This is a genomic window from Undibacterium sp. Di26W (assembly GCF_049340265.1).
Taxonomy (GTDB): Bacteria; Pseudomonadota; Gammaproteobacteria; order Burkholderiales; family Burkholderiaceae_D; genus Undibacterium.
This window is the reverse complement of the sequence record NZ_JBMPOR010000013.1, coordinates 19641-45627: the sequence shown is the minus strand read 5'-3', so window position 1 is coordinate 45627 and position 25987 is coordinate 19641. Positions and strand designations below refer to the sequence as shown.

23 protein-coding genes are annotated in these 25987 nt (G+C 50.3%); 13 read left to right on the top strand and 10 right to left on the bottom strand.

The features are described 5' to 3' along the window. Positions 1 to 47: 47 nt before the first annotated feature. Positions 48 to 182, bottom strand: a complete 135-nt coding sequence (locus tag ACO0LM_RS16040; protein ID WP_423038276.1) for a hypothetical protein — start codon at positions 180 to 182, stop codon at positions 48 to 50. Between ACO0LM_RS16040 and ACO0LM_RS16035 the strand changes: the two genes are divergently transcribed. The 10 genes from ACO0LM_RS16035 to bamC all read left to right on the top strand — a co-directional run bounded on the left by ACO0LM_RS16035 (position 181) and on the right by bamC (position 11222). Then, positions 181 to 1128, top strand: coding sequence for an ABC transporter ATP-binding protein (locus ACO0LM_RS16035; protein WP_423038275.1), 948 nt, complete (start codon positions 181 to 183; stop codon positions 1126 to 1128). The two genes, ACO0LM_RS16040 and ACO0LM_RS16035, sit on opposite strands and share 2 nt — an antisense overlap. A gap of 54 nt (positions 1129 to 1182) precedes the next feature. Further along, a complete protein-coding gene (locus tag ACO0LM_RS16030) occupies positions 1183 to 2496 on the top strand; it encodes an ABC transporter permease (protein ID WP_423038274.1) in 1314 nt (437 codons plus the stop codon). Positions 2497 to 2793: 297 nt separating this feature from the next. Further along, on the top strand, positions 2794 to 5118 hold the full coding sequence (locus tag ACO0LM_RS16025) for a TonB-dependent receptor plug domain-containing protein (protein ID WP_423038273.1): 2325 nt from the start codon (positions 2794 to 2796) through the stop codon (positions 5116 to 5118). A gap of 128 nt (positions 5119 to 5246) precedes the next feature. Continuing rightward, the gene (locus tag ACO0LM_RS16020) at positions 5247 to 6095 is read left to right on the top strand and encodes a 3',5'-nucleoside bisphosphate phosphatase (protein ID WP_423038272.1); all 849 of its coding nucleotides are present in this window, start codon (positions 5247 to 5249) and stop codon (positions 6093 to 6095) included. 68 nt (positions 6096 to 6163) lie between these two features. Next, on the top strand, positions 6164 to 7039 hold the full coding sequence (htpX, locus tag ACO0LM_RS16015; RefSeq protein ID WP_423038271.1) for a protease HtpX: 876 nt from the start codon (positions 6164 to 6166) through the stop codon (positions 7037 to 7039). A gap of 53 nt (positions 7040 to 7092) precedes the next feature. Continuing rightward, positions 7093 to 7716, top strand: a complete 624-nt coding sequence (locus tag ACO0LM_RS16010; protein WP_422987620.1) for an L-threonylcarbamoyladenylate synthase — start codon at positions 7093 to 7095, stop codon at positions 7714 to 7716. 45 nt (positions 7717 to 7761) lie between these two features. Continuing rightward, complete coding sequence (locus ACO0LM_RS16005) at positions 7762 to 8421, top strand: site-2 protease family protein (RefSeq protein ID WP_423038270.1); 660 nt, start codon at positions 7762 to 7764, stop codon at positions 8419 to 8421. 12 nt (positions 8422 to 8433) lie between these two features. Then, positions 8434 to 8985: a class I SAM-dependent methyltransferase gene (locus ACO0LM_RS16000; protein WP_423038269.1), complete on the top strand. Its 552-nt coding sequence runs from the start codon at positions 8434 to 8436 to the stop codon at positions 8983 to 8985. A gap of 99 nt (positions 8986 to 9084) precedes the next feature. Then, the gene (dapA, locus tag ACO0LM_RS15995; RefSeq protein ID WP_423038268.1) at positions 9085 to 9969 is read left to right on the top strand and encodes a 4-hydroxy-tetrahydrodipicolinate synthase; all 885 of its coding nucleotides are present in this window, start codon (positions 9085 to 9087) and stop codon (positions 9967 to 9969) included. A gap of 77 nt (positions 9970 to 10046) precedes the next feature. Then, positions 10047 to 11222: an outer membrane protein assembly factor BamC gene (gene bamC / locus ACO0LM_RS15990; RefSeq protein ID WP_423038267.1), complete on the top strand. Its 1176-nt coding sequence runs from the start codon at positions 10047 to 10049 to the stop codon at positions 11220 to 11222. Positions 11223 to 11325: 103 nt separating this feature from the next. Here bamC and ACO0LM_RS15985 read toward each other — a convergent pair whose 3' ends face one another. Then, positions 11326 to 11754, bottom strand: a complete 429-nt coding sequence (locus tag ACO0LM_RS15985; protein WP_423038266.1) for a DUF1841 family protein — start codon at positions 11752 to 11754, stop codon at positions 11326 to 11328. A gap of 111 nt (positions 11755 to 11865) precedes the next feature. On the opposite strand from ACO0LM_RS15985, the gene ACO0LM_RS15980 reads away from it, so the two are divergent. Further along, positions 11866 to 12447: a malonic semialdehyde reductase gene (locus tag ACO0LM_RS15980; protein ID WP_423038265.1), complete on the top strand. Its 582-nt coding sequence runs from the start codon at positions 11866 to 11868 to the stop codon at positions 12445 to 12447. A 64-nt stretch (positions 12448 to 12511) separates the two neighbouring features. Here the strand turns inward: ACO0LM_RS15980 and nth are convergent, their stop codons facing one another. The 3 genes from nth to ACO0LM_RS15965 all read right to left on the bottom strand — a co-directional run bounded on the left by nth (position 12512) and on the right by ACO0LM_RS15965 (position 15213). Continuing rightward, entirely contained in the window at positions 12512 to 13159 is a 648-nt protein-coding gene (gene nth, locus ACO0LM_RS15975; protein ID WP_423038264.1) for an endonuclease III, read from the bottom strand. Next, entirely contained in the window at positions 13156 to 13851 is a 696-nt protein-coding gene (gene rsxB, locus ACO0LM_RS15970) for an electron transport complex subunit RsxB (protein WP_423038263.1), read from the bottom strand. Before rsxB ends, nth begins: the two co-directional genes overlap by 4 nt. 126 nt (positions 13852 to 13977) lie before the next feature. Next, complete coding sequence (locus tag ACO0LM_RS15965) at positions 13978 to 15213, bottom strand: polyhydroxyalkanoate depolymerase (RefSeq protein WP_423038262.1); 1236 nt, start codon at positions 15211 to 15213, stop codon at positions 13978 to 13980. A 645-nt stretch (positions 15214 to 15858) separates the two neighbouring features. Here ACO0LM_RS15965 and ACO0LM_RS15960 point away from each other — a divergent pair. Both ACO0LM_RS15960 and ACO0LM_RS15955 read left to right on the top strand, forming a co-directional pair. Next, positions 15859 to 20151 (top strand): response regulator, encoded by a 4293-nt coding sequence (locus ACO0LM_RS15960; RefSeq protein ID WP_423038261.1) that lies wholly within the window; start codon positions 15859 to 15861, stop codon positions 20149 to 20151. Between the two features lie 63 nt (positions 20152 to 20214). Continuing rightward, positions 20215 to 21339, top strand: coding sequence for a response regulator (locus ACO0LM_RS15955; protein ID WP_422987631.1), 1125 nt, complete (start codon positions 20215 to 20217; stop codon positions 21337 to 21339). Between the two features lie 136 nt (positions 21340 to 21475). On the opposite strand, the gene ACO0LM_RS15950 is transcribed toward ACO0LM_RS15955, so the two are convergent. The 5 genes from ACO0LM_RS15950 to ACO0LM_RS15930 form a co-directional block, all read right to left on the bottom strand. Then, a complete protein-coding gene (locus tag ACO0LM_RS15950) occupies positions 21476 to 22546 on the bottom strand; it encodes an NAD(P)/FAD-dependent oxidoreductase (RefSeq protein ID WP_423038260.1) in 1071 nt (356 codons plus the stop codon). Between the two features lie 71 nt (positions 22547 to 22617). Continuing rightward, on the bottom strand, positions 22618 to 22941 hold the full coding sequence (gene fdxA / locus ACO0LM_RS15945; protein ID WP_422987633.1) for a ferredoxin FdxA: 324 nt from the start codon (positions 22939 to 22941) through the stop codon (positions 22618 to 22620). Positions 22942 to 23344: 403 nt separating this feature from the next. Further along, on the bottom strand, positions 23345 to 23923 hold the full coding sequence (locus ACO0LM_RS15940) for a FliH/SctL family protein (RefSeq protein WP_423038259.1): 579 nt from the start codon (positions 23921 to 23923) through the stop codon (positions 23345 to 23347). A 323-nt stretch (positions 23924 to 24246) separates the two neighbouring features. Continuing rightward, the gene (locus tag ACO0LM_RS15935) at positions 24247 to 24735 is read right to left on the bottom strand and encodes a hypothetical protein (protein ID WP_423038258.1); all 489 of its coding nucleotides are present in this window, start codon (positions 24733 to 24735) and stop codon (positions 24247 to 24249) included. Positions 24736 to 25270: 535 nt separating this feature from the next. Continuing rightward, positions 25271 to 25540 (bottom strand): DUF6959 family protein, encoded by a 270-nt coding sequence (locus ACO0LM_RS15930; RefSeq protein ID WP_423038257.1) that lies wholly within the window; start codon positions 25538 to 25540, stop codon positions 25271 to 25273. Between the last annotated feature and the right edge of the window lie 447 nt (positions 25541 to 25987).

Sequence of the window (25987 nt, the reverse complement as noted above, 5' to 3'; positions counted from 1 at the left end):
CGTGATTGAGCAAAAAACCTGCCCGTCTGAACAGCGGGCAGGTTTTTTTACGCCTGATTTACATCTGATGGCAAGCAAGATTGTGCCAGTAAGCCACAGTTTTGTTTCATGCTTGCTGAAAAAGCATCGAATGAATTACCATTGCCGACATCCGTAATCTCTACTTCAAGGATGTCTGCCATGACCACACCCCTGCTGGATGTGCGCAAGCTGAGTAAGACCTTTGGTACGCGCAAGGTTGTTGATGATATTTCTTTTTCGATTGCACGCGGCCAGACCCTGGGCTTGCTGGGCCCCAACGGCGCTGGGAAATCGACGACCGTCGGCATGATCTGCGGCTTGTTACAGCCGGAGCAGGGTAGTGTGCAGCTTGATGGGCAAACCATGGGGCCGGGCAATAATGCCGTGAAATTCAAGATTGGCCTGGTGCCGCAAGATCTGGCCCTGTATGAAGACTTGCCTGCCAGGGAAAACCTGAAACTCTTTGGCGCGCTGTATGGCATGTCGGGCAGCAAGTTGCAGCAACGCTGTGATGCAGTGCTGGAACTGGTCAACCTGTCTGATCGTGCTGCCGACAAACCATCCACTTTTTCTGGCGGCATGAAACGGCGTTTGAATATCGCCGCCGCCTTATTGCATGATCCCGAATTGCTGATTCTTGATGAGCCTACTGTTGGCGTCGACCCGCAAAGCCGGAATGCCATTTTCGACAGCCTGGAAGTGCTGAAAAGCCAGGGGCGAACCCTGATCTACACCAGCCACTACATGGAAGAAGTGGAAAGACTGGCTGACCATATCGTCATTATTGACCACGGCAAAGTCATTGCCAATGAAACCCCGGCCGACCTGTACCGGCGTCTGCCTGCCAAGGCGGCCCTGTCAGTCGATCTTGCCAGGGAAGTGAGCGAGCTTGATGTGGCAGCGCTCAGCGTCCTGGACGGTGTCAATAGCGTACTGGTGGCAGATCAGGGCAAGCGTCTTGAAGTGACCCTGGTTGAGCATGATGTGGCACTGGTCCTGCTGGACTGGCTGGCCAAGCAGGGTTATAAAACCACCCATTTTGCGACAGCCAAAACCAATCTGGAAGGCGTATTTTTAACCCTGACTGGTCGCAGCCTGCGTGACTGATGCGTGTCTGGTTTCTAAATAAGCTCTCCTTGCTTCAATTTTTAAGGAATAAACATGACCGCTTTGCTCGCTCTGATCAGGAAAGATCTGATACTGTTTATGGCAGATCGCCGTGCCTTGATGCTGAATTTGCTGATGCCCATTTTGTTAGGTGCTTTCTTTGGTTTTATCACTGGTGGCACCGGCTCAAAAGATGCAGCCAAGATAGAGGTGGCATTGGTCGTGCAGGACAACCATCCCATCAGCCAGAAGATCGTCAAAGGACTCAAGGAAGAAGCATCGCTGTCAGTCAAGGAAATGCCGCTGGAAGAAGCAAAGGCGATGGTGCTCAAAGGCAAGATCAATGTCGCCATCGTACTGCCTGAAAAGTTTGGTGAGCTTGCTGGTGCTGCCTTGTTTGGTGCCAGAGCCAAACCGGAATTGCCGGTATTTTATGATCCATCGCAGAGTGCTGTTTTGGCCATGGTCAAAGGCATGTTGACGCAGCAGGTCATGCAAAGTGTCAGTGCCGAAATGTTTGCCGGCAAAAGCGGGGTGAGCTTCCTGGATCAGAGCATGCAGGAACTGGAAAAAAGCAGTCAGCAGAGCCCCGACAAGGCAGAGTTGCGCGATTTTCTCGGTAGTGTCAAAAAGTTCCAGTCACGTCAGCAAGCGGAGCTTGCAGCAGGAAAAGACGGCAAAACAGAAAAGGCTGACATGCCAGCAGGGGGTCTGAGCATGCCTTTCACCACCAAGGATGAAGCCATGATCGCGGGTGATGCCGCTACCAGCAAATACAATGGCTATGCACATTCCTTTGCCGGCATGAGTGTGCAGTTTATTTTGTTCATGGCGATTGACGCTGGCATCGGTGTTTTGCTGGCCAGGCGCCTGGGTTTATGGAATCGCCTGCTGGCTGCACCCGTGGGGCTGAATACGCTGTTGATTGCGCGTGCCTTGTCGTGTGCATTGATTGCTTTTTTTCTCATCAATTTTATTTTTGCTGTGGCTGTCGTGGTGTTCAAGGTGAATATTGCCGGCAGCTTGTCGGGATTTATTGGTGTCGCGATTTCATTTTCCCTGATGACAGCCAGCTTCGGTTTATTGATCGCAGCCTTTGGTAAAACGCCAGAAGCTGCGCGTGGTATTTCAGTTTTTGCGACGCTGATCATGGTGATGTTAAGCGGTGCATGGATGCCATCTTTCCTGTTTCCGCAATGGCTGCAAAGCCTGACCCTGATCGTGCCAACCCGCTGGGCCGTTGATGGCCTGGATGCCATGACCTGGCGTGGATTGGGCCTGGAGGCTGCTTTGCCAGCCATCGGCGTGCAATTGATTTTTACACTGTTGTTCGGTGCGCTGGCTTTGTGGCGTTTTCGCAAAGCCTGAATCAATTCAATCAAATATTTGATCGGATCTGCATCTCTAATTCGTATCTCTAATTTGTGTCTCACATACCCGCGTTGCGTCATGGTCTTTGGTGACTGTGGCGCAAGCCCGGATTCCCTCCATTTCTCTCTGCTCGCGTCGGGTATCGCAAAGTAACGGAAATGCCTTCCTGTTTCATTTCAATACAATAAATGCACGGCCATTGCTAGCATTCAGCCTTGCTTAAAAATACAATCTGCCCAGAGTGCAAAATTCCTTGTGCCATGGCAGTAGCTTATTTTTATATGTTTGAAACTTATGTATCCCAAATTTAAATGTAGTAGTTTGACGCTGGCGATTGCAGGTGTGTTTTCTATTGCACCTTTTGCTTATTCGCAATCAACACCGCCGGAACCACAAAAAAATACAGAAGAAACAAATCCAAACGCGAACGCCAAGGAAAAGGCCGCAGTAAAAAAAACGGAAGCTGCCAGCAAGGATAATGTCCAAAAAGTAACCATCAACGGTGGCCGTACTGATCTGGAGGAGCGTCGTCAATCTACCGCTGCCAAGATGATTTTTGGTCGCGAAGAACTGGATCGCAATGGCGACAGCAGCTTGGGTGAAGTCTTGAAAAGATTGCCTGGCGTAACCGTCGGTGGCCGGCCGGGTCGCGGTGGTGATATCCGCATGCGTGGCATGGGTAACGGGTATACCCAGATATTGATCAACGGTGAACGTGCACCGCGTGGTTTCTCCATGGACAGCCTGACACCTGATCAGGTGGAACGCATAGAAATCATGCGTGGCCCGGTGGCGGAATTCAGTACCCAGGCGATTGCTGGCACCATCAATATCGTGCTGCGTGAAGAGTACAAGCAAAAAAATATAGATCTTAAAACTTCGCTGGGGTTTGAACAGGGGCGTATTGCCCCGAACGTGTCTGTGACCGTACCGGGTGAAATTGGTAGTTTGTCGTATGCCCTGAGTGGTTCTGTATTCCAGAACCGCCAGCATGATGATGGCAGCACTTTTACCAATTCTTATGATCACGGTCCACAGCGTGATCCTAAGACTTTATCTGAGACTTTAATACAGAATCAATATGATCAAACCAACCGAAAAACTACGGGCATCCATTTAACGCCGCGTTTTAATTATAAGTTTGAAAATGGCGACACCTTGACGGTGCAACCATTCCTGATGAATTCGCGCAGTGATTCCAGCACCCGAAGTGATGTCAATTTGATCGATCACTACGTAACTAAATTAGATAACACTAAGGAATCTGTCAATAACGGGGATTTTGCAGTGGCGACAGGATCTGCGCATGCGGAAACAACATTCTTGCGCGGCTTTGGTAATTGGCAGCATAAGTTTGAAGGTAACGCCAAATTGAATATCAAATTTGGTGGCGGCCTGGGCAAGATGGATAGCAATTCCTTGCGCTATCAGTTTGATAAAATTGGTAACCAGATCGACGTGATCAGCGATGTCAATAATACCCGCGACAGCAGTCTCAATACCGGTGGTAAATTTACTATGCCTTATGGTGAAGGGAACACGCTAGCCGCGGGTTGGGATCTGGAAATGGGTAAGCGCAACCAGACCCGTATTTCACTGGATAATGGAAAGTCGCAGTTCGCCGAATCTGGCGATAACCTGGATGCAAATACCCGTCGCGTGGCTGTTTTTGCTCAGGATGAATTTGATATCAATCCACAATTCTCCGCTTATGCAGGTTTGCGCTGGGAAGGCATCAGAACCAGCAGCACTGTAGGGGGCAACCCAATAGAAAATACTAGCAGCGTCTGGAGCCCGCTTTTGCATGGCGTCTGGCGTATTCCTGGTGCTGGTAAAGACCAGGTCAGAGCCAGCCTGACTGAAAGTTACCGTGCGCCAGCGTTGAATGATTTGATCGCTGTGACCAGCGTTTCCAATCAAAATAGTTTTTACCGCCCTGACCGTACAGGCAATCCGTTTTTGAAGCCGGAATTATCTAAAGGCATTGATCTCGCCTTTGAACATTATCTGACGCGTGCTGGCATCATCAGCGCCAATTTCTTTGTTCGTGATATCAATAATCTGATACGCAGAAAGACAGAGAACGTGCTGCAACCTGATGGTGTAACTAAGAAGTATGTGTCTTCTCCTGTCAATATCGGCCACGCAAATACCAAAGGCATAGAGCTGGAAGCAAAATTCCAATTGCAGGAATTTTTCCCTGATGGCCCGGCTCTTGATGTGCGCAGTAACTATAGTCGTTTTTGGTCTAGTGTGGATGATATTGTGGGACCAAATAATCGCCTTGATCAGCAACCAAAGCAGACTGCAAATTTTGGCCTGGATTATCGTCCAGCCGGTATTCCGCTGACTGTCGGCGGCAGTATTAACTGGACACCAGCCTACGTTATACAAAGTAGTGATGCGCAACTTAATTTGACAGGTATTAAGCGCCAGCTGGATTTTTATGGCTTGTGGAAATTCAATCCGAATTTGCAAGTGCGTCTGTCTGCCAACAATTTGCGAGCCAATGACTACCAGAGCGGTAGCATAGTTAATTCTGACTCACTCAACCGTATTGATTACAACACATCCAAAACCTACACCACCTGGACCTTGCGCGTAGAGATGAAGTTGTAAGGAAATAAACGGGAAGGGCAGGTGATCGTGCAGTGCAGCACGATCACGATTGCCGGAGTACAATAGCTTCACAGGTCGATGTTTGCCTGGTTCGCTGGCTCGCCCGCACCATTTCCTTTTTGTTTATCATGTTATCTTCAGAACTCAACGCCGATCTGCATAGTCATTCCATCATTTCTGACGGCGTGCTGGCACCGGCACAACTTGCTGCCCGTGCCAAATCCAATGGGGTGGAGCTGTGGGCGCTGACAGATCATGATGAAGTCAGGGGCATCCCCGAAGCGCGTGCCGCTGCCCATGATCTGGGCATGCGGTATATCCCTGGCGTCGAGATTTCCGTTACCTGGGCTGGCAAGACCATTCACATCGTCGGCCTGAATATTGATGAAACCAGCCAGGGCCTGGTAGATGGCCTGGCAAAAACCCGTTCTGGTCGTGAAAGCCGGGCGCGCGATATGGCCGCAGAACTGGCCAGCCGTTCCGGTATTTTGAACGCCTATGAAGGCGCGCTGAAATATGTGGGTAACCCGGACCTGATTTCACGTTCCCATTTTGCCCGCTACCTGGTTGAAATAGGTGCCTGTGCCACTGTATCGGATGTATTTAAACATTATCTTGCCGAAGGCAAGCCTGGTTATGTACCGCATCGCTGGGCCACATTGAGTGATGCAGTGGGCTGGATACGCAATGCCGGTGGTACAGTGGTCGTCGCCCACCCGGGTCGTTATGACTTGACCCCGCTAGCATTTGATGCTTTCTTTACAGAATTCAAGAATCTTGGTGGTCTGGCAATTGAAACGGTCACAGGCAGTCATACTGTTGATCAGTACGAGGAATACACTAAAGTTGCTGCCCAATACGGGTTTTTGTCATCGCGCGGGTCGGATTTCCACTCCCCGCAAGATGCGGAAATTGATATTGGACACTTGCCCGTCTTGCCATCCATGGCGAAACCGGTTTGGGAAACATGGGTGTGACTTGAATTTCCCGGGATTGGCCTTATTTGCAGGACATGAATTTTGCAGTTTCCTGAGTGAGGTGAGTCATGAAGCGTATCGTACTATTTTTAGTGACTAATCTGGCGGTGATGGCCGTCATGTCTATTGTGTTGTCCTTGCTGGGCGTGAACCGGTTTTTGACGGCGAACGGCCTGCAACTGAGCACGCTGATGGCGTTTTCCCTGGTAGTCGGATTCACAGGCGCCATTTTTTCCCTGCTGATCAGTAAACCCATGGCAAAATGGTCAACCGGGGCCAGGGTGATAGACACGCCGTCGAATTCCACCGAACTATGGCTGCTGAATACGGTCAAAGCCTTGTCTGGACGGGCTGGTATCGGTATGCCGGAAGTTGCGGTATACAATGGCGAGCCAAATGCTTTTGCCACTGGTGCCTTCAAAAATTCTGCCCTGGTTGCGGTTTCCACCGGTTTGCTGGAAGGCATGACCAAAGAAGAAGTCGAAGCCGTACTGGGTCATGAAGTTGCGCATATTGCCAATGGCGATATGGTCACCATGACGCTGATACAGGGTGTGGTGAATACTTTTGTGGTTTTCCTGGCCAGGGTGGTAGGCTATGCAGTGGACAAGGCAGTATTTCGCAATGGCGATAATGATCGCCCCGGCATCGGTTACATGATTACGGTTTTTGTCTGCGAAATCCTGTTCGGTATAGCGGCATCGATGATCGTTGCCTGGTTTTCGCGCCAGCGCGAGTTTCGTGCAGATGCGGGTTCGGCCCAGTTGCTGGGTAATCGCCAGCCCATGATACATGCACTGGCCAGACTTGGTGGTATGGCACCTGGCGAATTGCCAAAGTCTATGGCGGCTTCCGGCATCAGTGACAAACCGGGCTGGGGCGCTTTGTTTTCCACACATCCACCAATGGAAGAGCGTATCGCTGCATTACAGAGCATGCGCTGATTGATTGAACCAATGTTAGTGGCGGTAGCACAGCTACCGCCTTTCTTATTTTTATGAGCCAATTTTTTCAAATTCATCCTGACAATCCGCAACTGAGATTGATCAAGCAGGCAGTGCAGATTATCGACAATGGCGGCATCGTGGCCCTGCCTACGGATTCCTGCTATGCGCTGGTTTGCCATCTGGATGACAAGGATGCGGTAACGCGTTTGCGCAAGATTCGCAATGTCGATGAAAAACATCATCTGACCCTGTTGTGCCGTGATCTGTCCGAAATCGCGCAATATGCCAAAGTTGATAATCGCCAGTATCGCCTGCTGAAAGCAGCAACGCCAGGACCGTACACTTTTATTCTGGAAGCGACCAAGGAAGTGCCGCGCCGCCTCAGCCATCCTTCCCGCAAGACCATAGGTTTGCGGGTGCCGGAAAACAGTATCACCCATGCCTTGCTGGAAGAATTAAAGCAACCCTTGCTAGGGACAACTCTGATTTTGCCGGATGAAGCAGAACCTTTGACCGATCCCGGGCAGATACGTGAGCGTCTGGAAAAGCTGATTGATCTGGTGATTGATGGTGGTGCCTGCAGCCTGGTGCCTACCACGGTGATCGATATGACGGCAGACTCTCCCGAACTGGTGCGCCAGGGCAGGGGAGATGTGGCCCTGTTTGGTCTGTAATACCTGTTTTCCCTTTATTTGCCAGTGACCTCTTAGAGCTAATTCATGAATGAACTTATACAAACCGTATTGATTTACGCCCTGCCGGTGGTGTTTGCCATCACCTTGTATGAGGCAGCGCGTGGATATGCGGCGCGTCATTTTGGCGATACCACCGCACAGGCACAAGGGCGTCTGAGCTTTAACCCCCTGGTGCATATTGACCCTCTGGGTACCATCGTCATTCCCGCGGTGCTGTATCTGGCGACCGGCGGTGCCTTTCTGTTTGGTTATGCCAAGCCCATGCCCATTAATTTTGGGCAGTTGCGGGATCCCAAGAAAAACCTGAAGTGGATCGCCTTGTCCGGGCCGGCGGCAAACTTTGCCATGGGTTTTGCCTGGCTGTTGCTGTTGGTGATTTTGCAGGCAATGAAGGTGGAAGAAACTTTCTTTTTGCAAATGGCGCGCGCCGGCACATGGACTAACCTGGCCATGTTCGCTTTCCACCTGATTCCTATTCCACCGCTGGCAGGCGGGCAGATTTTGCTGAGTGTGCTGCCGCATCAAATGGCGTATAAATTTGCCAAAGTAGAGCCATATTGCTTTTTCATCGTCATGGGCCTGGCTTTGCTGCATTTGCTGCAATACTGGATGTTGCCCCTGATGGTGGTGGGCAATATGATCTTGCAGGTCCTGATTACACCGTTTCTGCTGTTGCTGGGCTAAGTGGATGGCATCATGAGTCAGCCTTCTGCCTGGTTGCACAGACATATAGGCTTATTGCCTGCCGGACTGGTGCTGGACCTGGCTTGTGGTGCAGGCAGGAACAGTTTGTTCCTGCTGGAAAAAGGCTGTCAGGTGCTGGCGCTCGACAAGGATGCTCAAGGCTTCGTCGCGCTTGAGGCTGCCGGTGCCCGCACCATGCGGCATGATCTGGAGGCGGACATTGAACACGGCAACTGGCCATTTGCAGAAAATGCTTTTGCCGCGATCCTGGTCTGCAATTACCTGCACAGGCCCTTGTTTCCGGACATGCTGGGCAGCCTGGAGCCGGGTGGTTTGCTGATCTATGAAACCTTTGCTGCCGGTAATGCGCAGTTTGGCAAACCGTCAAATCCTGCCTTTTTATTACGGCAAGGCGAACTTCTTGAGCAAATCCGGTCTAATCCCCAGGTGGCAATGCAAGTGATTGCCTATGAAGAAGGCTATGTCGAACAGCCCAAACCAGCAATGATCCAGCGTATTTGTGCCAGAAAAACCGGAAAAACCAATGTTTTGGACAGGCTTTGAAACATTCTCCTACAAGTTTAAAGGCTTATTCCAGCTATTTGCGCCCAGATTATCAGCGTATCCGCTACAATCAGGGTTTTACTTTTTTCTTGCATTAACATGACAAAGATTCAGGGAAGTCTGGTTGCAATCGTAACCCCCATGCATGCAGATGGCAGTCTCGATTTGCCTTGTTTGCGCAAATTGATAGACTGGCATATCGCCGAAGGTACGGATGGCATTGTCATTGTCGGGACAACTGGTGAATCACCGACGGTTTCTGTAGAGGAACATTGCGAATTGATACGTGTGGCGGTAGAGCATACCAACAAGCGTATTCCCATCATCGCCGGTTCTGGCGGCAATTCGACGGCAGAAGCCATAGCTCTGACCAAATTTGCCAAGCAAGCAGGTGCTGATGCATCCCTGCAGGTGGTGCCTTACTACAACCGTCCTACCCAGGAAGGCATGTACCAGCATTTCAAGAAAATAGCGGAATCGGTAGATATTCCTGTCATTCTGTATAACGTGCCTGGCAGAACGGTTGCCGACATGTCGAATGAAACCATACTGCGTCTGGCCCAGGTTCCCGGCATCATCGGCGTCAAGGACGCGACTGGCAATATCGCCAGGGGTACCGACCTGATCCGTCTAGCACCTGAATCTTTTGCGGTCTACTCGGGCGACGATGCAACTGCCATGGCCCTGATGCTGTGCGGTGGCAAAGGTAATATTTCGGTGACTGCCAACGTCGCACCGCGTGCCATGCATGAGCTGTGCGTCGCTGCCATGGGCGGTAAAATCAAGGAGGCGATTGCGATCAATAACCGCATGCTGCCCCTGCATAATAAATTGTTTGTAGAACCTAATCCTCTGCCGGTAAAGTGGGCGATGATTGAAATGGGATTGATCCCTGCCGGGATTCGTTTGCCGCTGGTTCCCATGGCTGCGCAATATCATGAAACCGTTCGTGCTGCTTTGCGCGAGTCAGGTGTATTACAATGATCTCCCCTGAACCGGCAGGTATCCTGTCAGTTTGCTTCATGCAGTTTTAATTGATAATAATTCGTAGGGACTTTCACATGGCAAAAAGCTTTGTTGCTAAAAACGGGATCATCGGCGCGGTTGCGCTGGTAGGTTTGACTGGCTGTAGTTCAATCAGCAACATCCTTGAACCGAATCGCATTGATTACAGAAGTGCCAGTAAGGCAACGGCTGCATCCCTGGAGGTGCCGCCAGATTTGACCCAGATTCGTCGTGATAACCGTTTTTCTATCCCTGAAGCCAATAAGAGTAGTGCAACAGCATCCGGCTACAACCTGGAAAGAGGCAACAAGGCCGCTGCCAGTGCAGGTAGTGGTGCCGTTGCTGTCAAACAAGTACAAAACATGCGCATAGAGCGCAACGGTACGACGCGCTGGCTGGTGGTCAAGGATACACCTGAAGCCCTGTGGCCACAGTTGAAGGATTTTTGGCAAGAGCTGGGTTTCCTCATCAATGTGGAAAACCAGGAAACCGGTGTAATGGAAACCGACTGGGCTGAAAACCGCGCAAAAATTCCTCAGGATATTATCCGTAATACGCTGGGCAAAGTATTGGATTCCCTGTATTCAACCGGTGAGCGTGATAAATTCCGTACCCGTATCGAACGTGGTGCGAATGGTGAAGTAGAAATCTACATCAGCCATCGCGGCGCGCAAGAGGTGCTGGTTGGCTCACAAAAAGAAAGTACAGTGTGGACGCCGCGTCCAGCTGACCCGGGCCTGGAAGCTGAATTCCTGTCGCGCCTGATGGTGCGTCTGGGTTCGGATGGTGAAAAAGCCAAAGTCGCAGTAGCGGCAGCGGCACCAGGCACGCCAGCCGTTGCCCATGCTAAATTGCTGAAGGCAGATGGCTCCACTTACGTGGAAGTGGATGAAGCCTTTGATCGCTCATGGCGCAGGGTTGGTCTGGCACTGGATCGCATCGGCTTTACAGTGGAAGACCGGGATCGCTCGCAAGGCCTGTATTTTGTCCGTTACATTGATCAGGACATCGATGCCAAAACCAAAGGTGCCAGCGAAGGCTTCTTCTCCAAATTGTTCTCGTTCGGTTCTTCCAGCGATGCAGCCAAGAATGCACAGAAATACCGTATTCTTGTGAAGAATGCACCGAATGGCGAAGTCAGTCATGTATCGGTACATGGCAATGACGGCAAGGTCGATACTTCTGCTGTTGCAGAGAAAATCCTGCAATTGCTGAATGATCAGTTGAAGTAATTCTGCTGTACAGACATGAAAAAAGCGAAGCTGATGCTTCGCTTTTTTTATTTGCTCCCGGTTTTACCCGAGCCTGTTTGCTTGCGGGATGTCGGATAGGCGCTTAGCTGCAGCGCTTTTTCAGCGCATCGATATACGCCTGCCCATCCGGTGGCAGGCCGGTTCTTTGTGAGTTCCATATCATTTCGCCCAGGCATTCCATGATTTCATGATGGGCTTCATGTTCGGAATTGTTTCTTCTGGCCAGTATCTGAAACGCCTGCCTGATGCCGGGTGGCTGGTCCACCGAGATTTGTTCGGCAATCGACAAATGCATGGACAGATGCAGGAAGGGATTGGTTTGTCCCTGGTCAACGCTGTAATTGGTTTCCAGGGCCGCTTCGACGTCACTCAGAGCTTCGGTATATTCCGGGTGCTGGCTGATCCAGTCGGCAGCAATGATTTCCAGTGGTGTCAGCACCAGGCTTTCACGGCTTTTACGAAAGGTTTCACAAAAAAAACGGCGTACATCGTGCTGGCTGGGGGTGAACATGAACAGGTCCGAAATAGTAAGTGCCACTATTGTAAAAGGTATTTTATTTTGCTGCCCTGAAGCTTTTGGCTACTTCGGTTATGATCCACGCATTATTTGAAAGGAAATCCCATGCTTAGCAAAGAATCACTGGATCAACTGTTCACCAATGCCCGTACCCACAATGCCTGGCTGAACAAAGCTGTCACTGACGCACAGTTGCAAGACATTTATGATTTGATGAAGTGGGGTGCCACTTCTGCCAACTGTTCTCCTGCGCGTGTCATTTTTGTAAAGTCGGCGGCAGAAAAAGAAAAACTGCTGGCTTGTGTATCCCCAGGCAATCTGGAAAAAACCAGAGCAGCGCCCGTGACTGCCATCATCGGCATGGACATGGAATTTTATGAAAAATTGCCACAACTGTTTCCTCATGCAGATGCGCGTTCATGGTTCGTGGGTAACCAGCCTATGATCGATGATGCGGCTTTCCGCAATTCATCGTTGCAGGGGGCATACCTGATGCTGGCAGCACGCGCAGCAGGCCTGGATTGTGGCCCCATGTCAGGTTTTGATGCCGACAAACTGAATGCCAGCTTTTTTGCCGGCACCAGCGTCAAGGCCAACTTCATTTGCAACCTGGGCTATGGCGATGCACAACAATTGTTCCCGCGTTCACCGCGCCTGGCTTTTGATGAGGCTTGCAAGATAGTCTGATCATCTTATCTGGTGAAGAGTCCCGCAAGGGGACTCTTCACCGTGTACTTGTTTCACGGGTGCTTCAAACGGTGTCGGGCACGGGTGTTTTTTGCTTGAATTCACACAGATCGGCGATCATGCAATTCCAGCACTTGGGTTTTCTGGCGATGCAGGTATAACGCCCATGCAAAATCAACCAGTGATGGGCATCCTGTTTGAATTCTGCGGGAACAAACTTCAGTAATTTTTCTTCGACAATATCCACATTTTTGCCAGGCGCAATGCCGGTGCGATTGGACACGCGGAAAATATGCGTATCGACCGCAATGGTAGGTTCGCCAAAAGCCGTATTCATCACCACGTTAGCAGTTTTTCTGCCTACGCCTGGCAGCGCTTCCAGTGCTTCGCGCTGGCGTGGAACTTCACCATGATGTTCGGCCATCAGTAGGCGGCAAGTCTCGATCACGTTCTTGGCCTTGGTGCGGAACAGGCCTATCGTCTGTATATACGGGATCAGACCATCCACGCCCAGTGCATGTATCTTGGCAGGTGTGTTGGCGACCGGGTACAGCCGCCGCGTGGCCTTGTTGACCGAGACATCGGTTGCCTGCGCTGACAGCAGGACGGCGATCAGCAATTCAAACGGCGTGGTGTATTCCAGTTCGGTGGTCGGATGCGGATTTTGCTGCTGCAGGCGGGTGAAAATGGCGTGACGTTTAACCGCATTCATTCTTTATTGTCCTCGGAGTCGGTTTGCAATTTTTTCAGGCGCGCTCTTTCGATGGCGGCAGCGATGATGGCCTTTTTGCGTTCCTTGCTGGCGATTTCTTCTGCGCTCAGAGCCGGTTCTGCTTCCAGCGCAAGCAGTTTGGCGGTGGCCTTGGCTGTTAGCCGTTCGTCATTTTCCTGTTTTTCCCTCAACAGGCGCTGTTGCCGGAGATGGAATTGCTGGCGTGCCTGGCTGGCCAGGTCTTCACTCCAGGCGTCCCAGCCGGTTTTTCCTGGTGTCACCGGCAGCATGCTGATGCAATCGACCGGGCAGGGTGCCACGCACAGGTCACAACCTGTGCACAATGCCGGGATAATGGTATGCATTTGCTTGGGTGCACCGATGATGGCATCTACCGGGCAGGCCTGTATGCATAGCGTACAGCCTATGCAGTAGGCTTCTTCTATCACTGCGACCGGGCGTTCGCGCTCGCGGCCATGGCTGCTGTCCAGCGGTAGCAGGGGTTTCCCCAGAATATGTGCCAGGCGCTGCATGCCTTCTTGCCCGCCCGGTGGGCATTGATTGTAATTGGCCGTGCCATCGGCAATGGCTTCTGCATACGGGCGGCAGGCCGGATACCCGCATTTTGTGCACTGGGTTTGCGGCAATGCATTTTCTAACTGATCGGCAAGGGAGAGGAGTGGCACGGGCATCACAAAAAAACGGGGAGAGCCGTGATTATCCGCCGAAAGCTGTATGTCGACAAACAAATGTCGACAAACAAAAAAGCCACTGGCTTTACAGACAGTGGCTTTGCTTGCTATGGATGCGTGCTGCGATCAGGAATGATCCTTGATGAATTCGCCAATTTTCGGGCAGATGATATCGCGCCAGCGGCGGCCCGAGAAAATACCATAGTGACCAGCACCTGGTGCCACATAATCCTGTTTCATGTTGGCCGGTATGCTGCTGCATAAATCATGCGCAGCCTGGGTTTGGCCAGCGCCAGAAATATCATCCAGCTCACCCTCTACCGTGAACAGTGCAACAGTCTTGATGTCCTGTGGCCTGACCAGCTTGCCTTCCACTTCCCATGTGCCGGTTGGCAGGCGGAATTCCTGGAACACCGTTTTGATAGTTTCCAGATAGTATTCTGCGGGCATGTCCAGAACGGCATTGTATTCATTGTAAAATTTGCGATGCTGCTCTGCCGATTCATCATCCCCCTGAATCAGGTGCTGATAGTAATCCCAGTGGCTTTGTGCATGGCGATCCGGGTTCATGGCGACGAAGCCGGTATGCTGCAGGAAGCCAGGATAGACCTTGCGGCCATAGCCAGGGTAATTGGCCGGGACGCTGTAAATCACGGTATTTTCAAACCAGGAGAATTTTTTCTCTGTCGCCAGATTATTGACCTGGGTCGGTGATTTGCGCGGATCAATCGGGCCACCCATCATCGTCATGGTCTTAGGCAGCATCGGGTCTTTCGCCGTTGCCATCAATGAAATCGCGGCCAGTACCGGGACGGTTGGCTGGCAGACGGAAATGACATGCGTGCCCACACCCAGAAAGCGGATGAAATCCTGGACGTAATAGATATAGTCATGCAGATGGAAAGGCCCGGCAGACAGGGGCACCATGCGTGCGTCTGTCCAGTCGGTGATATACACATCATGGTGGGGCAGCAGGCCGCGTACAGTGTCGCGCAAAAGTGTCGAGTGATGGCCTGACAGTGGCGCTACCAGCAATACCTTGGGCTGTTTGAGCTTGGTGATTTCCTTGTCGCTCAAGGCTTTCTTGAAGTGCAGTAATTTGCAGAAAGGTTTGATGACCGCTGTGCTTTGCGCAATTTCGACTTCCTGACCATCTATGGTGGTGGAGGTAATGCCGAATTCCGGTTTTTCGTAATCTTTACCCAGGCGGAACAGCAATTCATAGCCAGCTGCAATTCTCTGCGCATAGGGCGTGTGTGCCAGTGGCGACACCGGGTTGGTAAACAGTTTGGATGATGCTTCTGCCCACTGCGTCAGTGGGTTCAGAAATGCTCGATTGAGCTCATGAAATTGATAAAGCATAGTGAATCTTTCGAATAGGGTGCCATCGATCATTTCTTGCCACAGGGTTCGCTGTCGCTGAAATACGGTGGCTGAGAAAAAACACTTAAGTCAAACTGTTGCAATGCATCATAAACCAGTTTTAAAAATTTGTGGCCCGCCAAAGGAGTTGCCTATCTTGATGTTGTGAATTAGTGTTAAATTATTGATCTATGTACAATAATTCCTTGTGGAAAAGTTGAAATCCAAGTTATTTTTTCAAAACAGCAGGGAAATAGGGTGAGGATGCTGGAAGGAATTTGCGCCGTCAGCAATCGTGTGGCGTTCATTGAGTGCGTCGATGACCGCGGCATTGATGACGCACCGATGACGCATTGATGACAACACCGGCTGGCAAGCCAGGCTGTGTCATCAACAGGATTAATTTCCAGGCTGATGCCGATGCGCAGATGCCAATGAAGCGACACATATAGGGAAAAAGATGCAGATAATGAGTTTGTCTTGCAGATATACAAATACAATGTCATATCGCCCTGTATTTACTGCGCTTGATACTTTTGGCCGCATTGGGAGTTTGGGCAGGTAAATGACACTATCGAGCCTGGCAAAATGCCCGGTCTCCTCCAATTTTAGATGGCATCAATTTTTTCTGAAGAGCTGAGCAGAATGAGTAAAGATAGTTCTCTAACAGAAATCCACTGGCGCGAACGTTGTCTTGATGCGCTGGACCTGATGCGTGATGTTCCTGCGGATGGTCGTAAAATGGCGGCCGAGATGCGCCGCCAGGAAAGCATGAGAAGCAGCCCCGCATCATTGATTGCGGCTGATCTGATCGATGCCTTTGCCGATTATTTTGATGATCGCCTGGAACAGGCGGCACCCGTCTTTGAACGCGCCGCCACCCTGTTTGAATCAGTCGATGAGCATGAAGGCATGGCATTCGCATTATTCGGCACGATTGCCGTCTGGCGCAGGCGTGGCAATGTGCAGGATGCCTATGCCCTGTGCCATGCGCGCATCGTGCCTGCCTTGCGCATGCGTGCCAGCCGCATTTCGATTGTGGTGTACAACATGCTGGGCATCCTGTCGCAGGAATTGGGCTATACCGAAGAAGCCATCCGTCATTTTTACACTGCCCTGAATGATGCGCGCAGCCTGCAGATCCCCAACCGGGTGGCGCAGGTAACGGCCAATCTGGGTGAAATTTTCTACGTCAGCGGTAATGCGGAAGATGCCGAGGTCTTGTTGCAGGAAGCCAGGGATATCGCCATCCATTCCAGTGAACGCTGGCTGGCTCCTTTCGTGTCCACCATGCTGGCCTTGTGCAAGGTATCGCTGGACAAGTATGAAGAGGCATACCAGACCATCGCCTGCTACATAGGCGATATCCAGACCGGTCATAATTCTGACACCGCCAGCCGCACCTTTTGCCTGTCGGTAGCCGCCTATACGCTGGCCATGCGCGGTCAACTGGATGAAGCAGACAAGCTCAGCGAAACAGCCATGGCTTTGCTCAGCAGTTTTGAAGACAAGCATCTGAAGCCGTACAGCTGGTGGGTCAGCGGGCATTTGCACAGGCGGCACAAACGTTACCCGGAAGCCATTCGTGATTTGCGGCATGCCGTCAATGAAGTCGGTGGCAATGGCTATATCTACATGCCGCTGCGTGCCATCAAGGAACTGTCAGAAATCTTCAACGAGATGGAAGACTGGAAAGAAGCCTACAACGAACAAAAACGCTATCTTGATTTGTTCGCCAAGGCCCAGGGCCTGGCTACCCGTGTGCATGTACAGACCCTGCACATCCGCAATGAACTGAAAGAAGCTGAGCTGGCCCGGCGCATGGCTGAACGGTCCATGGTCGAAAGACGACAGCTTGAAGATGAACTCAAGCGCATGCTGGCCGAGCGCGAAACCGTGCTGGAAAATTCTATCGTTGGCATGGTCTTCCTCAACAATCAGGGCCGGGTTCAATGGGTGAATACGCCGCTGTGCCAAATCTTCGGTGTCGAGCGGGACAAAGTGCTGGGCGCATCGCTGGAACCTTTCTACGAGTCGCGCGAATCCTATCTGGAGTCAGGCGCTGCCGTCAATCAATCGGTCTTGCGGGGTGAAGCCTACGAGACTGAATTAAAAATGCGGCGCAGTGATGGCGACGTGTTCTGGGTGCATTTTTCTGGCCGTGCGGTGGACAAGGACAATCTTGCGCACGGTACCGTCTGGGTGGTGATGGATATCTCTGCCCGGCGCCAGTTGGAAGAAGACCTCAGCAAATCCGAACAGCATTATCGCCAACTGATCAATAATGTGACCGAGGGTATCCTGGTCGTGCAGGATGGCCGTATCGTATTTGCCAACCCCCGCGTACAAAGTCTGACGGGCTATGGTGCCGAAGAACTGGCGCAACTGTCGTTCATCACGGCGATTTATCCAGACGACAGGCCGATGGTGATAGACCACCATACCCGGCGTTTGCGCGGCGAAAGTGTGGAACAGTATTACCATTTCCGTATACAGAATCACACCACCAAAACGATTATCTGGGCCGAGCTTTCTGCCGTCCTGATCGATTGGGAAGGGCGGCCTGCCACCCTGTCGTTTGTATCCGATATCACGCAGCGCAAGTTGCTGGAATCACAGCTCAAGGAAAGCATGGCAGAGCAGATGCGTTTGCAAACACTGCAAATGCAGAATGAGTTGAAAGAAGCAGAAATGGCACGTCGCCACGCAGAAGAAACGACAGAAGCCAAGTCCATGTTTCTGGCCAATATGAGCCATGAAATCCGTACGCCCATGAATGCAATTATCGGCATGGCGCATCTGGCTTTGCGCACAGACTTGAATGTCAAGCAAAAAGACTATGTCGATAAAATTCACAAGGCCGGCATTTCCTTGCTGGGCATTATCAATGACATCCTGGATTTTTCCAAGATCGAGGCCGGCAAATTAAGCATGGAACAGGTTGATTTTGACCTGGATGAGGTGCTCAATAATATCTCTGCCGTGACCACCGACAAAGCCGATGAAAAAGGCCTGGAATTTTTATTCCGCGCACCGCCGGATATCCCACGGTATTTGAATGGTGATCCTTTGCGCCTGGGCCAGGTATTGATCAATCTCATCAATAACGCCATCAAGTTCACCGAACAGGGAGAAATCTTCGTCACCTGCCGCTTGCTGGAAATGCTGAATGGCCGGGTGAAACTCAAATTCGAAGTGCGTGATACCGGCATCGGCATGACTGAAGAGCAGTCGGATAAATTGTTCCGCCCGTTCAGTCAGGCAGATGAATCGACCACCCGCAAATTTGGCGGCACCGGTCTGGGGCTGTCCATTTCCAAAGGCATGGTCGAACTGATGGGGGGAGAAATTGCCCTCACCAGCGAAGCCGGTGTCGGCACCTGCGTACATTTCACCGGCTGGTTTGGCATTGCCCAGCCTATCGTCCAGCGCCAGGTCATACCCGCAGCGATCAACGGTATGCGTATTCTGATCGTGGATGATAATCTGGCCGCGGCAGAAATCTTGCAAGAGATATTGTCAGAACTGCCGGTGGATATTGACGTCGTCACCAGTGGCGCTGCTGCCTTGCAGGCAGTACGGGACTGTAATCTGACACGCCCCTATGGCATCATATTTACCGACCTGCGCATGCCGGAAATGGATGGGCTGGAATTGATTACCTATTTGAAGCGCGACGGTTCGCTGCAACCGACACCCCTGATGGTCTTGGTCAGTGCGCATGGCAGGGAAGAAGTCAGCTATCGTGACGACATTGCGATACCAGATGGCTTCCTGACCAAGCCCGTCAATGCATCGACCCTGGTTGATTGCATGGTTGAACTGTTTTCCAGCACCAGTTACGCCGTCCCCAGTGCGCATGGCGTGCTGATACCCAAGTACAACGATTTACGCGTGCTGTTGGTAGAGGACAATGAAATCAATCAGCAAATCGCCATGGAATTGATGGAAGCCGCAGGTATTGCCGTCGATGTCGCCAACAACGGCAAGATAGCCGTGAATACCCTGCGCGAAGCCGGGCCTGATTATTATGGTGTGGTGTTCATGGATGTGCAGATGCCAGAAATGGATGGGCATGAAGCGACCAAACTGATACGTGCCGACAAACGCTTTGATGTGTTGCCCATCGTTGCCATGACGGCGCACGCCATGGTGGAAGAGCGCGAGCTTTGTTTTGCATCCGGCATGAACGCGCATCTGGCCAAACCCATCAACCCCAAAGAGCTGTATCACGCCATATCCCACTGGTGCCAGGACCATGTGTTCGGGAATAATTTTGATACCGTGCAAGTGCCTGCGCAGGATGCCAGCAATACTCTGTACATCGATGGCGTAGACACTGAAGAAGGTTTGAGCCGCACGCTCGGTAACCGGGCTTTTTATCTGGAATTGCTGTCGCGGTTTTGTGATGACCAGCGCGTGGTGGTGGAACAGATGCGGACGGCCTATGCCAGCCGCGACAATTTGCTGGCAGAGCGCCTGGCGCATACCCTGAAAGGTGTTGCCGGCCTGATCGGTGCCAAACAGATACAGTCACTGGCTGCCGAGCTGGAGTTGATGTTGCACGAGAAGGTAGACCTGGCGGTGCTGGGGCCGGTGCTGGATGACTGCGAGGCCAGGCTGCATGCCACTATTGCAGCGATTGACCAGGTTTTGACGCAAGAAAAATCACTCAATAAGACGGAAGTGAAAACAACTGAGCTGGTACCGGTTGACCATGACGTCATGCAGCAACTATTGGTGAAATGTTGCAATTTGTTGCGAGATTACGATGGCGAGGCGGTGGACTTGCTGTTAGAGTCAGGAGAGATGATTGCCAATGCATTTGGTGTTGACGTGCACAAGCAGATTATGCGGGCGGTCAGGCAGTTCGATTATGACCTGGCACTGAATTTATTGAGTAACAGCGCAAAAAATCTAGGGTATGAAATACTTTGATTTGATCAATCAATCCGGAGTCACCTGCTTCGTTGGAAGCAGTTCTAGCAATCGGGGTAAAACATGAATGAAATGTTCGACCATAATGCGAAGCAGGTAGTGTTGATTGTCGACGATACACCCGACAATATTTCCCTGCTGTCGGGTTTGCTGAAAGACCAGTACAAAATAAAGATTGCCACCAATGGCCTGAAAGCCTTGCAGATAGCATCCAGCCTGCCCGGGCCGGACCTGATACTGCTGGACGTCATGATGCCGGAAATGGATGGCTATGAAACCTGCCGCCGCCTGAAGGCGGACCCGGCTACGGCGGATATCCCCATCATCTTCCTGACCGCCAAGAGCCAGGTGCAGGATGAAGAAATGGGCCTGCGACTGGGGGCAGTGGATTACATCAGCAAGCCCATCAGCCCACCCATCGTCCTGGCGCGCGTGGCAACCCAGCTGAATCTGGTGCGTGCCCGCCATTTGCTGCAAGACCAGAACAAACATCTGGAAAGCCTGGTGCAGGACCGTACCCGCAAGCTGGGCAAGATGCAGGACGCCATCATCATGGCCATGGCTTCACTGGCTGAAACTCGCGATAATGAAACAGGCAACCATATCCGGCGCACCCAGAACTATGTCGCCGCCCTGGCGCGCAAATTACAGAGTCATCCACGTTTTCATGCTGATTTGACAGATGAAAATATAGATTTGTTATATAAATCTGCACCCTTGCATGATATCGGCAAGGTCGGCATACCAGACAATATCTTGCTGAAACCGGACAAACTCACGTCTGAAGAATTTGAAGTAATGAAGTTGCATACCGCCTATGGCCGCGAAACCATCATATCGGTAGAAACCTATCTGGGCGAAAGCAATGAATTCTTGCGGTTTGCCCGTGAGATTACCTATTCGCATCAGGAAAAATGGGATGGCTCAGGCTATCCAGAAAACCTGGCAGGCGATGCCATACCGCTGTCTGCGCGTTTAATGGCGGTGGCTGATGTCTATGATGCCCTGATCTCCAAACGCGTCTATAAGCCCGCATTCAGCCACGAGGAGGCCATCAGCATCATGCGCAAGGGGAATGGCAGTCATTTTGATCCAGACATCCTGGAAGCCTTCCTGCAGATCACGGATGAATTCAACCAGATTGCCCATAAGTTCAGAGAATCAGAATCTTATGTACCGATAAACTGAAGACATGTTATTGAAGGGGGCTGCATGTGGCTGCATCTGACTGTTTAGCGATGCGCAACTGCGGACAGGTCGCCATCCTTAAAAACAAAAAAGCGCAAAGAATTTCTTTGCGCTTTTTGTTTGGCTGGCCGTCGATTTAATCGAAAACCGGTGTTTCCACACCCAGAATCTTGTGCAGCTTCGGTGACGTCGTGGTGTACTGCATGTGGATTTTCTTTTCAGGGAAAATATACGGTGCAGCACCAAAAGCCGCCAGTGCAGCTTCATGGAAGCCGGACAGGATGAGTTTTTTCTTGCCAGGGTAAGTATTGATATCACCTACCGCAAAAATGCCGGGCACATTGGTCTCGAATTTTTCAGTATTCACGACCTTCAATTGCTTGCGCTCTATGTCCAGACCCCATTCGGCGATAGGGCCGAGTTTTGGTGACAGGCCAAAGAAAACCAGCAAGTTGTCCAGTGGCATGCGGCGCGTGACGCCATCTGCACCAGTGACCTTGATTTCAGACAGCAGATCGTCTTTGGTCTCAATACCTGTAACCTGGCCTATGGTCAATTGCATCTCATAGTTGTCGCACAGTTCTTTCATCTTGGCGACAGAGGCAGGCGCAGCGCGGAAATCTTCACGGCGGTGCAGCACGACGACAGATTCAGCCTTGCCGACCAGGTTCAGTGCCCAATCAAGGGCAGAGTCACCACCACCGCAGATCACCAGATTTTTGCCATGGAACTGGGTAGGGTCTTTGACACGGTAGAAAACCTGTTTGTTTTCAAACGCTTCTATACCTTCAACTTTCAAAGTACGCGGCTGGAAGGAACCAACGCCAGCAGCAATGAAAATGGTTTTGGTGATGAAACGGGTGCCAGCCGAAGTTTCCAGGTCAAAGCGGCCATCTTCACGGCGTTCAACCAAAGTCACTTCCTGACCCAGATGGAAGCTTGGCTCAAACGGTTCTATCTGCTTCAACAGATTGTCTGTCAGTTCCTGGCCGGTGCAGACCGGTACGGCAGGGATGTCATAAATCGGTTTGTCAGGATACAGCTCAACACACTGACCGCCGACCACCGGCAGGGAATCAATGACATGGGCCTTGATTTCAAGTAAACCTAATTCGAACACCTGGAACAGGCCAACCGGGCCCGCACCTATGATGACGGCATCTGCTTCAATGGCGGCGTTAGCCGCGGTAATTTGTTTGTTTTCCATACGACGGGATGATTCCTGATATTGCGGTTTGTTTGAGCTGGTTAGCTGCTGCTCTGTATTACTGCTCTGCTTTACTTTTGCAGATACTGCAATTTATCTTTGACATCTTTCCAGTCATCGGCATCTGGCAAAGGCGTGACTGTTTTGGTAATCGAAGGCCAGTTACGTGTCAGATCAGCATTGATCTTGATGAATTGCTGTTGGTCTGCGGGCACGTCTTCTTCTGCAAAAATGGCGTTGGCAGGGCATTCTGCGACGCAAACGGCGCAATCGATGCATTCATCCGGGTCAATGACCAGGAAATTCGGGCCAGCACGGAAGCAGTCCACCGGGCAAACATCCACACAATCAGTATAGCGGCAGCGGATGCAGGATTCGGTCACAACGTGGGTCATAACAGTCCAATCTAAAATTCAATATTTAGGCACAGCCACAGCGCAAAAATAGGCACAGGGCTGCAAAGCCTTGTATTTTAAGGCAATTTAGCAGTTCCCACAAATCAGGCTTATATAGTTTGCGCATAAGCAAATGCAGGCCCGCTGCCGCGGTTTCCCAGGTGGGTAGCGGTCAAGCTTGCAAGGCAGGTGCGCCATGCTGACAGATGGCGCAAGAAATGGTCTTGATATGCATCATGTTTCTTCTGCAAATATCCAGCTCAGGCCAGTATTGGGACAGGCAACTGAAATAGGGTCATTTTTGCACCAATGAGCAGGTACAAAGGGCGTATTCACCAGCATGCCAGCCACCATGTTGTCATTCAGTTAAAACCATATGAAGTGGTCACAGGGCCCAAAACGATCACTGTGACGCCAGAGAACGTCGGGCATTGAGCAGGGTAGTGCGCAAATTTTCTACCTGCGTGTCAAGGCGGGCATCAAAATCACCAACAGCCGTTTCAAGAATAACCCCACCCAAGGCAATGTTGCTATCAGGCATCCAGGTAACTGCATCGCTTGTTTGTGATGGAAGTATCCTATCCAGGGCGCCGCCCTGTTGCAGCGTGTCAAAATCCAGGGGGTTAATCCTGATAGTGAGTTTTTCTTTTACACTGACTCTGCGTGCCACTTCGCGCACCATGCCTTGCACGCCATCCAGAGACATGGCGCTACTGCCCAGAATCTGGCAAACAGACTCAAATACGATGGCAATAGCCAGATCTTCCACGCCCTTAATATTGGTTTCTAGCGCGTTTTGCAAATTTTCTGACAGGGATTTAACTTGCGCAAATTGCACCCTGAATTCAGCTTTCGCTTCCTGCATTCCCGTTTGATGACCTTCGCGCAAGCCTTGCTGACGCCCCAATTCACGCGCTGCCTCAGCCTCATCTTTTATTTGCGCCATGACAGAACTGCGTGCTTGCTCAATGAGTTCGTTCATGTTTCTGCCCACCTCAGGCGAAGCAGCCACCGCCTCAACCTGTCCGGGCACGTTAACGCCAACATTAGCGGGTTCCACTGGCGGAACAGTGTCGGGAGCAGTGCCGATTTGAGCATTTTTCTCTTTTGATGCGCGCGTTGCGAGTTTTCGTGTTTGCGCAGAGAGAGTAGGGGAGCGAATTATGGATGCCATGGCGTTTCTACAAAGTTCGATGCGGAATGATACTGAGGTTCTCCCAGAGATTTTAACCTTATTAACCCAAAATTAATTACACCCTCAATTTGAGCGCCAATCATTTGACTTTTTGATAGTTCTATCACTCATCAGGAGCGTAAAGATTTCAATGGAAATTCAATTATTGATACACACTCATTTGTATTATTTTTATTGTCAAAGAAAATATATTTAATTCCGTCAATATTAATCTCTTTGTACTGAAATAGTCCTTTATTTGAATATTCTGCCCTTTCATAAGTCTTCTTTTCACTTTTTGGGATTTGAACCAATAGTTCTGCGTATAAGCCTGAAGTTCCAATCAATATTTCTTTTGGAGGGAGGGCAAAAAAAGTATCAGTAGATGACTCATCATTCAAAAACGCCCGCTTTAAAGCCGCTGGGGAAGTAGCCCAGCAAACGGCTGTGACAAACGGAGCCAATGGATCATTAGTTTCAAGATTTTTATTGGAAATTCGAGTTCTAACGTAAATATTTATGCCAACTCGAAAAAAACCCGGAAAAATAGGCTCAGCGGTTTCACCAATTTGTGACAATGGCATTAATCGCTGTAAACTTAAGGCTTCATTCAATTCCATTATTTTTTTTCCTATTTGGACCATTTAAAGATTTCAGGTTTTACTTTACCGTTATCAATCGTATTTAAAATGTGAGTACTTTAAAGTACTGTCTGGCCAGCTTTCAACGGTTGATTTAACTTCTTCAGTCCATTTCTTAAGAATTTCGCTTGATACGGAAGTTGGATAGGTTCCACCTGGGCCGCGATATTTGGCATCGGTAACATACACTACACCAGCCGGTGTAGGTGCGAATAGCTCTGCGTATTCGCACGCATATTGAACGTCAAAATGCCGATAAACATTTCAAAGCCATGTTTGACACGCCCCACATTTATCAACCATGTTTCGTCAGGAGCGACACGACATTATTTTTCAAGGGCGCAGATGACTGATACTGTCATGCGTGCGAATACGCAGAGCTTTCGCACCTACGCGGGCTGTTCAATTTAGTGTTTACCTGAACCAAAACATCCGTCATTTTCTGCAAAAAATGCAGATCAGGCGGAATGATTTGGTTTAACTGAACGCTGCACAGGGCAAGATCTATCTTCTTCTATTTAGGGTAGGGCAACGCTATCTTTTGTTCCCGACACACCGATTCATAGTCAGTCAACACAGCAGCCATATCTTCACAAATTTCACCCAGTTCAATATTTAGATCTTCAATACAATTACTATTTAATAATAATTGCAATCTTTGTAATTTTTTGACCAGGCTATGTAAACTATCTCCCTGAAATACAACACCTGGATATTTTCTTTCTAAAAGCTGTACTACAGCAAAATTTGTCGGCTTACTCAGTAGCTTGACATTCTCATTCATTTTTTTGGCACTCCTGGTTTAAAAGTAATATATGGCTGATTTTGGTCGGAGCCTAACTTACACAGTTATTTTTACAGGCTCCAAGAAATCTTTGGCAAACAGATATCGGATCAATTTTCTCGATCACGGGATTTGGCAAGGAGAAGCTCAGTCCATCTAGACTATTGTTTATTATTTCCAAAATATGTTTGCCACATTTAAAAGCGCTAACATCTCATCATGGTTTTGTTTGGTGAACGATAAAAAAGACGAAACGCACGCTTTGTCATCTTCAGTTAGGCCGCGTTTTAATTGTCGGTTAACAATTTTTTTTAAGACATTGTATTTTGCATCCATGATAATGACTTCCCTGGTATTTAATCTTTTGCAGCATTTACGATCACCTTAGTCGGCACATCGGAATAAATTTTTTATCAAGGGGGACGTCACAGTCCAGTCGCCTGGCGA

What these genes read in the sequence shown, in the direction of transcription:
- ACO0LM_RS16010 (WP_422987620.1), top strand. Translation starts at nt 7,093, where the DNA reads ATGAGCCAATTTTTTCAAATTCATCCTGACAATCCGCAACTGAGATTG.
- ACO0LM_RS15960 (WP_423038261.1), top strand. Translation starts at nt 15,859, where the DNA reads ATGAGTAAAGATAGTTCTCTAACAGAAATCCACTGGCGCGAACGTTGT.
- ACO0LM_RS15985 (WP_423038266.1), bottom strand. Translation starts at nt 11,754, where the DNA reads ATGTTCACCCCCAGCCAGCACGATGTACGCCGTTTTTTTTGTGAAACC.
- nth (WP_423038264.1), bottom strand. Translation starts at nt 13,159, where the DNA reads ATGAATGCGGTTAAACGTCACGCCATTTTCACCCGCCTGCAGCAGCAA.
- fdxA (WP_422987633.1), bottom strand. Translation starts at nt 22,941, where the DNA reads ATGACCCACGTTGTGACCGAATCCTGCATCCGCTGCCGCTATACTGAT.
- ACO0LM_RS16020 (WP_423038272.1), top strand. Translation starts at nt 5,247, where the DNA reads ATGTTATCTTCAGAACTCAACGCCGATCTGCATAGTCATTCCATCATT.
- ACO0LM_RS16000 (WP_423038269.1), top strand. Translation starts at nt 8,434, where the DNA reads ATGAGTCAGCCTTCTGCCTGGTTGCACAGACATATAGGCTTATTGCCT.
- rsxB (WP_423038263.1), bottom strand. Translation starts at nt 13,851, where the DNA reads ATGCCCGTGCCACTCCTCTCCCTTGCCGATCAGTTAGAAAATGCATTG.
- ACO0LM_RS16025 (WP_423038273.1), top strand. Translation starts at nt 2,794, where the DNA reads ATGTATCCCAAATTTAAATGTAGTAGTTTGACGCTGGCGATTGCAGGT.
- ACO0LM_RS15940 (WP_423038259.1), bottom strand. Translation starts at nt 23,923, where the DNA reads ATGAACGAACTCATTGAGCAAGCACGCAGTTCTGTCATGGCGCAAATA.
- ACO0LM_RS15935 (WP_423038258.1), bottom strand. Translation starts at nt 24,735, where the DNA reads ATGGAATTGAATGAAGCCTTAAGTTTACAGCGATTAATGCCATTGTCA.
- htpX (WP_423038271.1), top strand. Translation starts at nt 6,164, where the DNA reads ATGAAGCGTATCGTACTATTTTTAGTGACTAATCTGGCGGTGATGGCC.
- ACO0LM_RS16030 (WP_423038274.1), top strand. Translation starts at nt 1,183, where the DNA reads ATGACCGCTTTGCTCGCTCTGATCAGGAAAGATCTGATACTGTTTATG.
- ACO0LM_RS16040 (WP_423038276.1), bottom strand. Translation starts at nt 182, where the DNA reads ATGGCAGACATCCTTGAAGTAGAGATTACGGATGTCGGCAATGGTAAT.
- dapA (WP_423038268.1), top strand. Translation starts at nt 9,085, where the DNA reads ATGACAAAGATTCAGGGAAGTCTGGTTGCAATCGTAACCCCCATGCAT.
- ACO0LM_RS16035 (WP_423038275.1), top strand. Translation starts at nt 181, where the DNA reads ATGACCACACCCCTGCTGGATGTGCGCAAGCTGAGTAAGACCTTTGGT.
- bamC (WP_423038267.1), top strand. Translation starts at nt 10,047, where the DNA reads ATGGCAAAAAGCTTTGTTGCTAAAAACGGGATCATCGGCGCGGTTGCG.
- ACO0LM_RS15980 (WP_423038265.1), top strand. Translation starts at nt 11,866, where the DNA reads ATGCTTAGCAAAGAATCACTGGATCAACTGTTCACCAATGCCCGTACC.
- ACO0LM_RS15930 (WP_423038257.1), bottom strand. Translation starts at nt 25,540, where the DNA reads ATGAATGAGAATGTCAAGCTACTGAGTAAGCCGACAAATTTTGCTGTA.
- ACO0LM_RS15955 (WP_422987631.1), top strand. Translation starts at nt 20,215, where the DNA reads ATGAATGAAATGTTCGACCATAATGCGAAGCAGGTAGTGTTGATTGTC.
- ACO0LM_RS15965 (WP_423038262.1), bottom strand. Translation starts at nt 15,213, where the DNA reads ATGCTTTATCAATTTCATGAGCTCAATCGAGCATTTCTGAACCCACTG.
- ACO0LM_RS15950 (WP_423038260.1), bottom strand. Translation starts at nt 22,546, where the DNA reads ATGGAAAACAAACAAATTACCGCGGCTAACGCCGCCATTGAAGCAGAT.
- ACO0LM_RS16005 (WP_423038270.1), top strand. Translation starts at nt 7,762, where the DNA reads ATGAATGAACTTATACAAACCGTATTGATTTACGCCCTGCCGGTGGTG.